This window comes from Mycolicibacterium fallax (assembly GCF_010726955.1).
Lineage (GTDB): Bacteria > Actinomycetota > Actinomycetes > Mycobacteriales > Mycobacteriaceae > Mycobacterium > Mycobacterium fallax.
Genome location: NZ_AP022603.1, coordinates 692,070 through 707,394 on the forward strand (window position 1 = coordinate 692,070; position 15,325 = coordinate 707,394).

Genomic DNA, 15,325 nt, shown 5'->3' on the forward strand with positions numbered 1-15,325 from the left:
GGGGACGCCTTGACAGCCTCCATAGGCGCTCTTATGGGTTGACCGCAATCACATTTTTCGCTCGATGTCTGCCACCTCACATCGCAGCGACACGTTCGTATCCCGTCCCGCCTCGGGCCGACTGCCGACCCGGGGCGCATTTGTAGCGCCGCAAATGCGGTCTGCGTCATCTTGCCGAGCAAGGAGTTCTCTTGAGCATGCCCGGGTCTTCGTACACGCCGGTCGCGGTGATCGGTATGGCCTGCAGACTTCCCGGCGGCATCGACTCCCCGGACGGGCTGTGGACCACCCTGCTGGAAGCCAAGGACCAGGTCAGCACGGTTCCCGTCGACCGCTGGGACGCCGAGGACTACTACGACCCGCAGCCCGGCGTGCCGGGCCGGTCGGTGTCCAAATGGGGCGGCTTCCTCGACGACATCGCCGGATTCGACGCCGAGTTCTTCGGCGTGGGCGGGGCCGAGGCCACCGCAATCGACCCGCAACACCGGCTGCTGCTCGAAACCGCCTGGGAGGCAATCGAACACGCCGGCATTGATCCCAAGACGCTGACCGGCACCCGGGCCGGGGTGTTCGTCGGCATGACCCACGGCGACTACCAGCTGCTGGCCGCCGACGCGAACGTCATCGAAGGCCCCTACGGTTTCACCGGCACCAACTACAGCATGGCCTCGGGCCGGATCGCCTACGCACTTGGCGCGAGCGGGCCCGCCTACACGGTCGATTCGGCCTGCTCGTCGGGCCTGCTGACGGTGCACCTGGCCTGCCGCAGCCTGCACGATGGGGAAAGCGACACCGCGCTGGCCGGCGGGGTGTCACTGATGCTCGAACCCCGCAAGATGGTGTCCGGTTCGGCCCAGGGCATGCTGTCGGCGACCGGGCGATGCCGGGCATTCGACGCCGAGGCCGACGGTTTCGTCTCCGCCGAGGGATCGGCCATGGTGATGCTCAAGCGGTTGGCCGATGCCCAGCGCGACGGCGACCGAATCCTCGCGGTGATCCGCGGCAGCGCCGCCAACCAGGACGGCCGCACGGTGAACATCGCGACCCCGTCGGTGCCCGCGCAGCAGCAGGTTTACCGTGCCGCGCTGGACGCCGCCGGGGTCGACCCACGCGGCGTCGGGATGATCGAAGCGCACGGCACCGGCACCCCGGTGGGCGATCCGATCGAGTTCGAGAGCCTGGCCGGCGTCTACGGCACCGCCGGGCCCTGCGCCCTCGGATCGGTGAAAACCAATGTCGGACACAGTCAGTCGGCGGCCGGCACGGTCGGCCTGATCAAGGCCGTGCTGTCGGTCGGGCACGGCGTGGTGCCGGCCAACCTGCACTTCACCGGTCTGCCGAAGGAACTCCAAGCGGTGCAGACCGGCCTGTTCGTCCCGCAGCGGACCACCGATTGGCCGGTCGCCGACACCGAGCCCCGCCGGGCCGCGGTGTCCGCCTACGGGCTGTCCGGTACCAACGTGCACGCGGTCATCGAGCAGGCCCCCCAGCCAAGCCCGGCGCCGGAGCCGCGCACCGACACCGGGCCGGCACTGTTCGCCGTGTCGGCGAGTTCGCCAGAGGCGCTGCAGCGCAGCGCGGACCGGCTGGCGCACTGGGTGGCCGGCCCGTTCGGCGACACCGGTGCCACCCTGCCGGAGCTGGCACACACCCTGGCTTGTCGGCGCGGGCACCGCCGGGTGCGCGTCGCGGTGACCGCCCGGACCCGCGCCGAGCTGGTCGGTTCGTTGCGCTCGGTGGCCGAGCTGCCGCACCCCGCCGCGGTCGGCACCGACGACCGCGGCCCGGTCTGGGTGTTCTCCGGCCACGGTTCCCAATGGCCCGGCATGGGCACCGCCCTGCTGCGTACCGAGCCCGAATTCGCCCGTGCGATAGTCGAATTGGAGCCGCTGATCGCGGCCGAGGCGGGCTTCTCAGTCACCGAGATGCTGACCGGCGCCGGCCAGGTCAGCGCGATGGACCGGGTCCAGCCCGCGGTGTTCGCCGTGCAGATCGGTCTGGCCGCGGCACTGCGCAGCCGGGGCGTGCGCCCGGCCGCCGTGATCGGGCACTCGATGGGCGAGGTGGCCGCCGCCGTGGTGTCCGGCGGGCTGTCGCTGCACGACGGCGTCCGGGTGATCTGCCGGCGGTCGGCGCTGATGGCCTCGATCGCCGGATCCGGCGCGATGGCATCGGTGGAACTTCCCGCGGCCCAGGTGCTCTCCGAACTCGCCGCGCGCGGCATCGCCGACGTAACCCTGGCGGTGGTGGCCTCCCCGGGCTCCACCGTCGTCGGTGGCAACCGGGACTCGGTGCGCGAGCTGCTCACCGACTGGGCCGCCCGCGACATCGCCGCGGCCGAGGTCGCCGTCGAGGTCGCCTCGCACTCTCCGGAGGTCGAGCCGATCCTCGATGACCTGATCGAGGCACTGGCCGAGCTCAGCCCCGGCGAACCGCACTGCGACTACTACTCATCGACCCTGTACGACCCGCGCGACCCGGCCGACCTGGACGCCTATTACTGGGCCGACAATCTGCGTCACACCGTCCGCTTCTCGGCCGCCGTGCAGGCCGCGCTGGAAGACGGCCACCGGGTGTTCGCCGAACTGTCGCCGCACCCGCTGCTGACCCATGCCGTCGACCAGACCGCGGATGCCCTGGAGGTGCCGGTCGCCACGGTCGCGGCCATCCGCCGGGACCGGGAGGCCGTCGACGGGCTGCTTCCGATGGTCGGCGATCTGTACGCCGCCGGCGGTGCCGTCGACTTCGCCGCGCTCGCGGCGGACGGGCCGGTGCTGGACGCACCGCTGCCGGCCTGGACCCATCAGCACCTGATGGTTGAGCGCGACAAGGCCGGTGCGGCCGGACCGTCCGTCGCGGCGCACCCGCTGCTCGGCGCCCACGTGCGGCTGGCCGAAGAACCCGAACGGCACGTCTGGCAAGGCGATCTGGGCACCGATGCCCAGCCGTGGCTGGCCGATCACCAGGTGCACACCGCGGCCGCGCTGCCCGCCGCGGCGTACTGCGAGATGGCGCTGAACGCCGCAGCGGCCGTGCACGGTCCCGGCGCCGTCGTCACCGACATCGCCTTCGAGCAGCTGCTGCTGCTGGATCCGGACACCACCGTCTCGAGCACCGCCACCGCGACCGTCGACGGCGCCAGCGCCTTCGAAATCGAGACCACCGAGGACGGCACCCGGATCCGCCGGTCGGCCGCCCGGCTGGCGCCGGCAACCGGGGACCGGCCGCCCGCCCAGGACATCGCCGGGCTGCGCCGCGCGCATCCGAAGGCCATCGACGGGGACGCGCTGCGGGGCTGGTTCGCCGAGCGCGGCATCGACTACGGACCGGCCTTCGCCGGCCTGGCCGTCGCGCACACCGGCGCGGGCCCCACGGTGTTCGCCGAGGTCAGCGTGCCCGGGCCGCTGCGCTCGGCCCAGCGCGGCTACCTGATCCATCCCGCCCTGCTGGACGCCTGCTTCCAGACCGTCGGCGCGCATCCGGATCTGCAGGCCGACCTGACCGGCATGCTGGCACTGCCGCTGGCCGCGGCCCGGCTGCGGGTGTTCACCGACACCCGGGCGGCCCGCTACTGCCTGGCCCGGATCAACCGCCTCGAGCTCACCGAGATCGACGCCGACATCGAGATCCTCGACGAGCACGGTGCGACGCTGGCGACCGTCGAGGGCCTGCGGATGGGCACCGGGGTGTCGGCGGGTTCCCGGCGGGACCGGACGCTCGACGACCGACTGCTGAGCATCGACTGGACCGCCGCGCCCGCCCCGGAGCCGGCGGCGGCGCCCCCGGGCCGATGGCTGCTGATCGCCGCCACCCCGGCGGCCGCCGGACGGGCCGCGACGTTGGCCGCCGAGCTCGGCCACCGCGGTGCGAGCACCCAGTTGCTGTCGGGAGCCGAGGCGGTGGCCGGCGAGCGGTTCGCCGGGATTGCCGTGCTCACCGCGGCCAGCACGGACCCGGACGCGCCGGTGGCCGGGCTGGAGCCGGTGCGCCGGTTGGTCTCGATCCTGGCCGCGGTCGCCGACACCCCGGGCGAGCACCGGGTCGTGCTGGTCACCGAGGGCGCCCAACAGGTACTGCCCGGCGAACCGGTTGACCTGTCCCAGGGCGGCCTGCGCGGTATGGTCCGCGCCTTCGCCATGGAGCAACCGGACACCGCGGTCGCGCAGATCGACCTCGACACCGGCACCGATTCGGCCAAGGTCGCCGATCAGCTGCTCTCCGGCGGCACCGAGGACGAGAGCGCCTGGCGCGACGGCCACTGGTACGTGGCGCGGCTGCGGCCCACCCCGCTGCGGCCCGAGGACCGTCGCACGGTGCGCGCCGATCACCGCGACGACGGACTGCGGGTGGAGGTCCGTACTCCGGGCGATCTGGAATCGGTGGAGTTGGTGGCCTTCGACCGGCGCCCGCCGGGTCCCGGCCAGATCGAGGTCGCCGTCGCCGCGTCCACCCTGAACTTCGCCGACGTCCTGGTCGCCCACGGCCGGTACCCAAGCTTCGAGGGACAGCTGCCGCGGCTGGGCGCCGACTTCTCCGGCGTGGTGACCGCCCTGGGCGCCGGGGTGACCAATCATCGCGTCGGCGACCGGGTGGCCGGGATCACCGGCGCGGGCGCGTGGGCGAATTACCTGACCGCCGACGCGAACCTGGCGGTGCCCCTGGATGATTCGATCACCGACGCGGCGGCGGCCGCGGTGCCCAGCGCGCATGCCACCGCCTGGTACTGCCTGCACGAGCTGGCCCGGATCCGCCGCGGCGACAAGGTACTGATCCACTCCGCGACCGGCGGCGTCGGTCAGGCCGCCGTTGCCATCGCCCGCGCCGCCGGCGCCGAGATCTTCGCCACCGCCGGCAGTCCGGCCCGCCGGGATGTGCTGCGGGAACAGGGCATTGAGCATGTCTACGATTCCCGCAGCACCGCCTTCGCCGAGCAGATCCGGACCGACACCGCGGGCTACGGCGTGGACATTGTGCTCAACTCGCTGCCCGGCGCGGCGCAGCGAGCCGGCCTGGAACTGCTGTCCTTCGGCGGAAAGTTCCTGGAGATCGGCAAGCGCGACATCTACGGCGACACCCGGCTGGGTCTGCTGCCGTTCCGGCGCAACCTGTCGTTCTACGCCGTGGACCTGGCGCTCCTGACGCTGACCGACCCCGGCACCGTCGCCGGCGTGCTGAGCACCGTGTACCGCAACATCGCCGACGGTGTGCTGCCGGCGCCGGCCACCACCGAATACCCGCTGGCCGACGCCGCGAGCGCGCTGCGGACCATGGCGGCCGCCGGGCACACCGGAAAGCTCGTGCTCACCGTGCCCCGAACCGGCGCCAGCGAGGTGGTGCTGCCGCCCGAGCACGTTCCGGTCTACCGGCCCGACGGGTCCTACCTGATCACCGGCGGTCTCGGTGGCCTTGGCCTGTACCTGGCTGCCCGGCTGGCCGCCGCCGGCTGCGGGCGGATCGTGCTCAACGGCCGCTCCGCGCCGACCCCGGAGGCCGAGGCGGTGTTGGCGGAGATCCGCGCGACGGGTGTGCAGGTCGTGGTGGTCCGCGGTGACATCGCCGCCGCCGGTACCGCCGAGCGGTTGGTCGAGGCGGCCACGGCCACCGGGCTGCCGGTGCGCGGTGTGCTGCACGCGGCCGCCGTCATCGAGGACGCCACCATTGGCAACATCACCGATGAACTGCTGGAACGAGATTGGGGCGCTAAGGTGTACGGCGCCTGGCGGCTGCAGCACGCCACCGCGGACGCGCCGCTGGACTGGTTCTGCGTGTTCTCCTCGGCGGCCGCCATGGTCGGTTCCCCCGGGCAGGGCGGCTACGCCGCCGCCAACAGCTGGCTGGACTCCTTCACCCGCTGGCGGCGCACCCGTGGGCTGCCGGCCACCGCGATCGCCTGGGGCGCCTGGGCGCAGATCGGCCGGGGCCAGCAACTGGCCCGCGACGCCGCGGCCATGGCGATTGCCCCCGAGGACGGTGCGCACGCCTTCGAGGCGGTGCTGCGCAGCAACCGCGCCTACACCGGCTACGCGCCGATCGCCGGCACCTCCTGGATCGCGGCGTTCGCCCGGACCAGCAAGTTCGCCGAGGCGTTCGCCGCCCTCGGTGCGGCCAAACCGGGCACCAGTGCGCTGCGCGCCGAGCTGCGTGAGTTGCCGCCCCAGGACTGGCCGGCCCGGCTGCGCCGACTGATCACCGAACAGATCGCGCTGATTCTGCGGCGCAGCGTCGAACCCGATCGGCCGCTGAGCGAATGCGGTCTGGATTCGCTGGGCAGCCTGGAGATCCGCACCCGCATCGAGAAGCAGACCGGGGTGCGGGTGGCCGGGACCGCCATCACCACCGTGCGGGAACTGGCCGATCATCTGGTCGGCGCGATCGCCGCCGCGGACGACGCCGCCGGATCGGGGGCCGCATGGTCGCGATAACGGCGATCGGCGACTGGACCGGTGAACCGGGAGAATTGATCTCCTGGCACCCGTCGCCGGCCAGCCGAGCCAGGCTGGCCGCGGCGCCGGTGAGCCCGATCCCGGTCAGCTACCAGCAGGAGCAGCATCTGCGGGCGTTCCGGTCGCATACCGCGCGCGGCACCGAGATGGCCCGGCTGAACACGCCGGCCTGGGACCTGCCCGGGCACTGCGATGTGCGCGCCATGTCGCATGTGATCAACGCCTACCTGCGCCGGCACGACACCTACCACAGCTGGTTCGAGTTCGGCGACGACGATGCGGTGGTGCGCCGAACGGCACGCAGCCCCCGCGACATCACCCTGGCGCCGGTGGCCCACGGTGAGCGGACCGCGGCGCAGTGGCGCGAGCACGTGCTGGCCACCCCGGGCCCGCTGCAGTGGGACTGCTTCAGCTTCGGGGTGATTCAGCGCCGCGATCACTTCACCTTCTACCTGGCCATCGATCACCTGCACACCGATGCGATGTTCATGGGCCTGGTGCTCACCGAGATCCACCTGATGTACACCGCACTGACCGGCGGCCGCGCACCGATTCCACTGGCCCCGGCCGGCAGCTACCACGACTACTGCATCCGGCAGCGCGGCTACACCGAATCGCTGAGCCTGCAGTCCCCGGAGGTGGCCGAGTGGATTCGCTTCGCCCAGGGAAACGACGACGTGCTGCCGCACTTTCCGTTGCCGCTGGGCGATCCCGGGCAGGCCTGGGACGGCGATCTGATCACCGTCGAACTGCTCGACGCCGAACAGGGACACCGCTTCGAGGCGGCCTGCGGCCGGGCCGGCAGCCGGTTCTTCGCCGGGGTGCTGGCCTGCGCGGCCCTGACCGACAATGAAATCACCGGGCGGCAAACCTATTTCGCCATCACCCCGACGACGACCCGGCGCACCGCCGAGGAGTACCTGACCACCGGCTGGTTCACCGGACTGGTACCGGTCACCGTGGCGGTGAGCCCGGACTCCTTCGCCGACACCGCCCGATCGGCGCAGCAGTCCTTCGACACCAACCTCCCGCTCGCCGATGTTCCGGTCGAACGCGTGCTGGAACTTGCTGCGCCGCTGGGCATCACCGCGCCGTCCCCGGGCGTGACGATGGTGTCCTTCCTGGACGCCGGGCTGCCGCCGCTGTCACCGGAGATCATCGACGCGTGGGAGGGCATGAACGGAAAGCTGTTCTTCGACAACCGATCTGCCTACCAGGTCGGTATCTGGGTGAACCGCACCGCGCGGCGCACCACCGTGACGGCCGCATTCCCGGACAACCCGATCGCCCGCGCATCGGTGACCCGCTACCTGGAGGTGCTGACCCGCAGGTACCGCGAGGTCGCCGGCGTCGCGGCCGAGCGGTCCCCGGTGCGCCGCCGCCCGGCACGCGCCGAAGTCCCGGTCGGCGGCTGACCGATGGCAGCACCGACACCCCTCGATGTGCTGGACTATCTGGACCAGGCGATGTTCCTGGGCCTGCGGGCGACCGGTCAGGCCGCCGTCATGCAGTGCATCTGGATCTATGACCGGCCGGTGGACCTCGACGGGGTACGCCGATTCCACCGCAACTTCGGCCGCGGGCTGGCCGGCCGCCGGATCGCGCCCTCGCCGCTGCCGTTCGGCCGGCACCGCTGGGTGACCGGAACCCCCGGTGGCCTCGACATCGGCACCGACCCGATCCCGCGCGCCGAGCTCGGCGACTGGCTGGACCGGCGCGCACGGCTGCCGGTGGATCCGCAGTGGGGACCGGGCTGGCACCTGGGCGTGCAACCGCTGGCCGACGGCGGGACCGCGGTCAGCCTGGTCGGTTCGCACTGCCTGACCGACGGCGGCGGGGGAGTGCTGGAGATCCTCAACGCCGTCAACGGGACGCCCCGGGAACTCGGCCACCGGCCGGCCGGCGGCCGAAGCCGGCGCGCCGCCGTGGCCGCCGATACCCGCCAGCTGCTGCGGGATCTGCCCGCGGCGGGCCGCGCGCTGCGGCGCGGCGCCCGCAGCGCCGTGCGAGAGCGCCGAGGCCGCGCGGGTTCGCCCAAACCGAGCACCCCGCGCCGCGGCGGCGATGACGGCAACCATGTCACGGTGCCCTCGGTCACCTGGTTCATCGACGCCGAGCACTGGCGCGCCACCGCCGAGGCACTGGGCGGAAACTCGCACTCCCTGCTGGCGGGTTTCACCGCGCGGCTCGGCCACCGGATGGGCCGGCGGGCCGGACCGGACGGCACCGTCGCGCTGATCGTCCCGATCAACGACCGGCACGGCCCGGCGGACACCCGGGCCAATGCGGTCAAGCTCGGCGACGTCCGGCTCGACCCGCACCGGGTGACCGCCGACCTGACGGCGGCCCGCGCCGACATCCGGGCCGCGCTGGACCGCCTCGAGCACAGCCCCGCCCCGGTGCTGGACCTGCTGCCGCTGATTCCCTACGTGCCCAAACGCGCGGTCGGGCGGCTGGCCGAGTCGGCCTTCGGATTCGCCGACCAGCCCGCCTCCTGCTCCAACCTCGGCGCCCTGCCGGCCGCGATCGCCCGGCTCGACGGCACCGACGCCGACTATCTCGCGGTGCGCGGCATCGACCGCCACATCACCCGGGCCGTGCTGGACCAACGCAGCGGCGTGCTGACCGTGGTCGGCGCCCAGGTCGGCGCCCGGATGTCGATCGCGGTGGTCGGCTACCAGCCCGGCGCGGCCAACACCGGCGGCTGGCTCGACGATGTGGTGACCGCCACGCTCGCGGAATTCGGGCTGACCGGGGTCAGCATCTGATGACGGCACACCTCGGCTACCTCGACCAGGCGGCCCACCTGTCCATGCGGGCCACCGGCCGGCGCCAGCTCGTTCAGCTGGGCTGGCTCTACAGCGGCCCGGTCGATCGGCAGGGCCTGGCGCGCTTTCACCGCGCGTTCGGCCGCGGGCTGGCCGGCCGGCGCATCGAACGCTCGCCGCTGCCGTTCGGCCGGCACCGCTGGGTCGCCGCCGCCGAACCCGCGCCGCTGCAGATCGGCGAAAACCCAAGGCCGCGAGCCGAACTCGGCGACTGGTTCGATGAATGCTCCCAGCTCCCGATCGACCCGGAGCACGGCCCGGGCTGGCACATGGCGGCGGTGGCGCTGAGCGACGGCGCGACGGCGGTCACCGTGGTGGCATCGCACTGCCTGCTCGACGGCGTCGCGGTGCTGGCCGAGGCCGCCCGCGCGGCCGGCGGCGCGGCCGAGCCGCTGCGCTGGCCCGCGCCGCGGTCCCGGTCCGCCGCGCGCGCCGTGCTGGCCGACGCCGCCCAGACCTGCCGCGACCTGCCCGACGCGCTGGCCGCCGTCCGCGCCGGGTGGCGCGCCCGCGGCGGCGCGCCGGACGGCCGCGCCGGGGCCCCGCCGCCGTCGGCCGAGCGCGACCAAACCGTGCTGGTCCCCGCCATCAACGTGTTCGTCGACGCCGGCAGCTGGGACGCCGCCGCCGCCCGGCGCGGCGGCAACGGGTACAGCCTGCTCGCCGGGCTGGCCACCGAACTCGGCCGCCGGATGGGCCGCTGCGGCGAGGGCCGGCCGGCCGAGCTGCTGATCGCGCTGAGCGAGCGCACCGACACCGACACCCGGGCCAACGCGCTGCGGATGGCCACCGTCGAGGTCGATCCCGGCGGTGTCGCCGCCGATCTGACCGCGGCGCGCACCGCCATCCGGGCCGCGGTGGCGTCCGCGCGGGCCGAGCCGGACGGGTTGTTCGCGCTGCTGCCACTGACCCCCTTCATCCCGCGGCGCACCGCCCGGCGCCTCGGCGCCGCGCTGTTCGGCAGCCGGCCGATATCGTGCTCCAACCTCGGTGAGCTGGACCCGGCGGTCTGCTGCCCGGACGGCACGCCCGCTGACCGGCTGTTTTTGCGTCCGGTCGACCAGAACGTGCGCGCCGGCGACATCATCGGCGGCGGCGGGCAGCTCGTCGTGGTGGCCGGCCGGACCGGTGCCACCGTGACCATCGGCGTCGTCGGCTACGCACCGGGTGGCGACAACACCCGAGCCGGGCTGGCCGCCGCCGCCGCCGCCGCGCTGGCCGAGTTCGAGCTGACCGGCGAGTTCGTTTGACCTCCCGGCACCCCGGACGTCTGCTGCCCGCCCTGGGTCGGCTGGTGGTCGCCCGCCCGGTGCTGGTGATTCTGGCCTGGCTCGGCACCGCGGCGGTGCTGGTGCTGACCATCCCGCCGCTGGCCGTGGTCGCCCAGCGCAATCCGCCGCCGATGCTCCCCGCGGACGCCCCGGTGCTGGCGGCCGGCACCGCGATGCAGGCGGCGTTCGGCGAGGCGGGTTCGGGCAACCTGGCCGTGGTGGTGCTGCACCACGACCGCGAACGGTTCACCGACGATGACGAGGCCGTCTACCGTGACCTGGTGACCCGGCTGCGCGCCGACACCGCCGACGTCGAGTCCGTTCAGGACTTCATCACCACGCCCGAACTGCGCGAGGTGATGACCAGCAAGGACAACCAGGCCTGGACGCTGCCGGTCAGCCTGACCGGAACGATGGGCACCCCGGCGGGGCAGGCGGCGTTTCGCGGCGCGATGGCCATCGTGCGGGAGAGCACCGCGGACACCGCGCTGACCGCCGATGTGGTCGGGCCGGCGGCAACCCTGGAGGACGTCAACGCGATCGGCGCCGACGATCAGCACGTCATCGAGATCGCCACTGTCGTGCTGGTGCTGACCATCCTCATCCTGGTGTACCGCAATGCCGTGGCCATGCTGATGCCGCTGCTGACCATCGGGGTTTCCCTGGTCATCGCCCAGCAGGTGGTGGCCGGGCTGGGCCTGCTCGGGCTGGGGCTCGGGCCGCAGACCCTGATGCTGATGACCGGAATGATGATGGGCGCCGGGGTCGACTACGCGGTCTTCCTGTTCAGCCGCTATCAGGAATTGCTGCGCGCCGGCCGGAAATCCGACGACGCGCTGATCGCCGCGCTGCAGACCATCGGCGAGGTGATCGCCGGCTCGGCCGGCACCGTCGCGCTCACCTTCGTCGGCCTGGGCCTGGCCACCCTCGGGGTGTTCGCCACCGTCGGTCCCGCACTCACCATCACCATCGCCACCGGCTTCCTCGCCTCGATGACGCTGCTGCCGGCGCAGATCGCGATCGCCGGACGCCGCGGGTGGATCGCGCCGCGGCGCGACCTCACCGGCCGGCTGTGGCGGCGCACCGGGGTGGCCGTGGTTCGCCGGCCCGGCCGCTACCTGGCCGCCAGCCTGGTGCTGCTGATCGGGCTGGCGGCCTGCACCGGGTTCGCCCGATTCAACTTCGATGACCGGATCACGCTGCCCGCGGACGCCCTGAGCAATCGCGGCTACGACGCGATGACCGCGCACTTCCCGATCAGCACCACCCTGCAGCAGTTCGTCGTGATCCACACCCCGGACCAGGATCTGCGCACCCCGCGGGCGCTCGGCGACCTCGAGCAGCTCGCGGCGCGGATCGCCCAGCTGCCCGGCATCGAGGCGGTGCGGGGCCTGACCCGGCCCACCGGCGAGACCCTGGAGCAGGGCCGGGCCACCTATCAGGCCGGTGAGGTCGGCGGGAAGCTGCGTGACGCGTCGTCGCAGATCACCCGGAACGACGCCAACCTCAGCAAACTCACCGACGGCGCCGACCAACTCGCCGACGTGCTCGGTGAGGTCCGCGACCAGGTCAGCGGATCGCTGGGCACCATCCGCGTTCTGGTGAGCGCACTGACCGAGCTGCAGCGCAAGGTCGGCGGCGGTCCCACGCTGGCCGAGATCGACCGCACCGCAACGCTGGTCGACAACATCCAGACCATGGGCGGGGCCCTCGACGACAGCGTCGAGCGGATGAGCCGATTGCACACCTGGGCCGCGCCGATGGTCGCGGTGCTCAACACCGCTCCGGCGTGTGACGCCGATCCCGGCTGCGCGGCCGGGCGGGCCGATCTGGCCGCGCTCGCCGACTCCGGTGACAATCCGTCGATGCAGGCGCTTGGCGAATTGGTGCGCCAGCTCAAAAACACGAAATCCTCGACCACCCTGGGTGATTCGGTCCGCACGCTGGGGCGAAGCCTGGCCACCGTGACCGCGTCGGCGCGCACCCTGGGCCTGGGCGGCGCGGCCGGGCGGCAGCACACGCTCATCGAGGCGCTCAACGGCGCCGGGACGCTGGCCGAGTCCAGCCGCAAGCTCGCCGACGGGGTGCAGCTGCTGGTCGACCAGACCCGCAAGGTCGGCGGCGGACTGGATCAGGCCTCGGAGTTTCTGCTGGCGATGAAACGCGACGCCGCGACCCCGTCGACGGCCGGCTTCTACATCCCGCCGGAGGTGCTGACCCAGAAGGAGTTCGAGAAGGTCGCCAAGCTGTTCGTGTCCGCCGACGGGCGCACCGTGCGCTACCTGGTGCAGACCGCGCTGAACCCGTTCGGCACCGCGGCGATGGATCAGGTGGATCAGATCGTGGCCGCCGCCCGCAGCACACTGCCCAACACCGCGCTGGCCGGCGCACAGATCTCCATGGTCGGGTTCTCCGCGGTCAACCACGACATCCGCGACTACTACACCAGCGACCTGCGGTTCATCGTGATTTTGACGCTGGTGGTGGTGTTTCTGATTCTGGCGCTGCTGCTGCGTGCCGTGGTGGCACCGCTGTACCTGGTGGCCTCGGTGGTGCTGTCGTACGCATCGGCGCTGGGCATCGGGGTGGCGCTGTTCCAATTCGGGCTGGGACAGGAGCTGCACTGGAGCGTGCCCGGGATGGCCTTTTTGGTGCTGGTGGCCGTCGGCGCGGACTACAACCTGCTGCTGATCTCCCGGATCCGGCAGGAGTCCGGGCGCGGGGTGCGCACCGGCACCATCCGCACCGTCGCGGCCACCGGCGGCGTGATCACCTCGGCCGGCCTGATCTTCGCGGCCTCCATGCTGTCGCTGACGGTGTCCAGCATCAGCACCGTCGTGCAGATGGGCTTCGTCATCGGCGTCGGTCTGCTGCTGGACACCTTCGTGGTGCGCACCGTCACCGTCCCCGCGCTGTGCGTGCTGATCGGTGACGCCAACTGGTGGCCGGCCGGGGGCCGGACCCGCTACCGCACCCGCTCGAAGGTCCCGCTGGCGTAGCGCTCGACGCAGGCCTGCCGGCGGATCTTGCCGCTGGTGGTCAACGGGATCGCCCCGCGTGAGACCAGCACCAGCTCGCGGGCGACGATGCCGTGCGACTCCGAGATCGCCGAGTGCACGGAATTCTCGATCTGCGCCAGCCGCTCACCGATCTCCGCCTCGGTCTGGCCGAGGTTCTTGGTCTCCACGATCGCGACGAGTTCCTCGGCGTCGGGGCCCTGGACGACGATCGCCGCCGACCGGCAGCCGGAGATCGCGGTGACGGTGGCCTCGATGTCGTCGGGATAGTGGTTGCGCCCGCGCACGATCAGCAGATCCTTGATCCGCCCCACAATGAACAGCTCGCCCGCCGAGAGGAACCCCAGATCCCCGGTGCACAGCCAATTGTCGTGCGGGGTGTCCGGCGCCGGGTCGACGATGATGCCGCCGAAGGTGCGCGCGGTCTCCTCCGGTTTGTTCCAGTACCCCTGGCAGACATTGTCGCCGCGCACCCAGATCTCACCGATCGTCCCGTCGGCGCACTCGCGGCGGGTCTGCGGATCGACGATGCGCACCGCGGGGGAGTCCGGCGTGCCGTAACCGACCAGTGCGGTTCCGTCGTCACTGCGGCGGGCCTGCCCCTGCGCGAGCAGGTCCGGATCGAAGCTCACGACGGTCGGCGCGGCGGCCGGGGCGGCCGTGGCGACGTACAGCGTCGCCTCGGCCAGGCCGTAGGACGGCCGGATCACCCCGGCGGACAGCCCCAGCGGGGCGAACCGGCGGGTGAAGCGATCCATCGAGCCGGGCAGCACCCGTTCGGCGCCGTTCATCACCGCGAGCACCGAACTCAGGTCGGCGCCGGGCAGATCGTCGTCGCTGACCCGGGCGGCGGCCAGGTCGAAGGCGAAGTTGGGTGCCGCGGTCAGGGCGCTGGGGTAAGCGGCGAGCAGCTGCAGCCACCGGGCCGGGCGGGCCAGGAATGCCAGCGGCGAGGTGAACACGGTGTGCCAGCCGCCCAGGATCGGTGCGCAGACGCCCAGCAGCAGGCCCATGTCGTGGTAGAAGGGCAGCCAGGACACCACGGTGGTGTCGGCCGGCGCGACCCCGCCGTGGTGCGGGAAGAAGTACCGGATCATCTGCCGGTAGTTGGCGACCAGGTTGGCGTGCGAGACCATCACGCCGGCCGGGGTTCGCGTCGACCCCGAGGTGTACTGCAGATAGGCCACCTCCGGCGTCGGCCGTCGGCCCGCCGCGGCGCGCGGGGCGGGTGCCGGCAGCCGGTCGACCTCGATGATGGTGGCGTCCGGCGCCGCGCCGGCGTGCGCGGCGACGGCCGCCGCGGCGGCCGAATCGGTCAGCAGCACCGTCGGTGCGGCGTCGGCCAGCACCGCCAGTACCCGCTCGTCGGAGAATCCGGGGGCCGGCGTCGACAGCGGTACCGCGATCAGGCCGGCCTCCAGCGCCGCGAGATAGCCGATCACATAGTGCAGGTTCTGCGGGGCCAGCACCGCGGCGCGATCGCCGGGGGCGGTGCGCTCGCGCAGCACCGCGGCCAGGTCGGCCACCCGGCGGTACAGCTGCGCCCAGGTCAGCTCCTCGGCGACGCCGTCCCACTGGCTGTCGTAGTCGATGAAGGTGAAGGCGGGGTCGTGCGGTTGCAGGCTGGCGCGCTCCCGCAGCACCGCCGTCAGTGACGTTTGGATGATTCCGGGTCCTCTCAAGATCGCACCGACGACGGCCATCGGATCCCACTTGGGTAACGGTCGCGCATAACTGTAGTTATTGTGCCACGGCGCCGATTACCG

6 protein-coding genes are annotated in these 15,325 nt (G+C 72.5%); 5 read left to right on the forward strand and 1 reads right to left on the reverse strand.

What is annotated here, in order from left to right; genetic code table 11:
• Window positions 1-197 precede the first annotated feature (197 nt).
• Genes pks2 through G6N10_RS03335 form a run of 5 tightly spaced genes read left to right on the forward strand, consistent with a single transcriptional unit; the run spans window position 198 to window position 13,541 of the window.
• Window positions 198-6,422: a sulfolipid-1 biosynthesis phthioceranic/hydroxyphthioceranic acid synthase gene (gene pks2 / locus G6N10_RS03315; protein WP_085098488.1), complete on the forward strand. Its 6,225-nt coding sequence runs from the start codon at window positions 198-200 to the stop codon at window positions 6,420-6,422.
• Window positions 6,410-7,858, forward strand: coding sequence for a condensation domain-containing protein (locus G6N10_RS03320; RefSeq protein ID WP_085098485.1), 1,449 nt, complete (start codon window positions 6,410-6,412; stop codon window positions 7,856-7,858). The genes pks2 and G6N10_RS03320 overlap by 13 nt, the downstream gene beginning before the upstream one ends.
• Window positions 7,859-7,861: 3 nt before the next feature.
• Window positions 7,862-9,211, forward strand: a complete 1,350-nt coding sequence (locus G6N10_RS03325) for a hypothetical protein (RefSeq protein ID WP_085098483.1) — start codon at window positions 7,862-7,864, stop codon at window positions 9,209-9,211.
• Complete coding sequence (locus G6N10_RS03330; RefSeq protein WP_085098480.1) at window positions 9,211-10,521, forward strand: hypothetical protein; 1,311 nt, start codon at window positions 9,211-9,213, stop codon at window positions 10,519-10,521. The genes G6N10_RS03325 and G6N10_RS03330 overlap by 1 nt, the downstream gene beginning before the upstream one ends.
• Window positions 10,518-13,541: an MMPL/RND family transporter gene (locus G6N10_RS03335; protein ID WP_085098477.1), complete on the forward strand. Its 3,024-nt coding sequence runs from the start codon at window positions 10,518-10,520 to the stop codon at window positions 13,539-13,541. The genes G6N10_RS03330 and G6N10_RS03335 overlap by 4 nt, the downstream gene beginning before the upstream one ends.
• Here G6N10_RS03335 and G6N10_RS03340 read toward each other — a convergent pair.
• Complete coding sequence (locus tag G6N10_RS03340) at window positions 13,508-15,262, reverse strand: fatty-acid--AMP ligase (protein WP_085098474.1); 1,755 nt, start codon at window positions 15,260-15,262, stop codon at window positions 13,508-13,510. The genes G6N10_RS03335 and G6N10_RS03340 overlap by 34 nt on opposite strands.
• Window positions 15,263-15,325 lie beyond the last annotated feature (63 nt).

Coding starts and splice junctions, on each gene's coding strand:
- G6N10_RS03340 (WP_085098474.1), bottom strand. CDS start 15,262: ATGGCCGTCGTCGGTGCGATCTTGAGAGGACCCGGAATCATCCAAACG.
- G6N10_RS03320 (WP_085098485.1), top strand. CDS start 6,410: ATGGTCGCGATAACGGCGATCGGCGACTGGACCGGTGAACCGGGAGAA.
- G6N10_RS03330 (WP_085098480.1), top strand. CDS start 9,211: ATGACGGCACACCTCGGCTACCTCGACCAGGCGGCCCACCTGTCCATG.
- pks2 (WP_085098488.1), top strand. CDS start 198: ATGCCCGGGTCTTCGTACACGCCGGTCGCGGTGATCGGTATGGCCTGC.
- G6N10_RS03325 (WP_085098483.1), top strand. CDS start 7,862: ATGGCAGCACCGACACCCCTCGATGTGCTGGACTATCTGGACCAGGCG.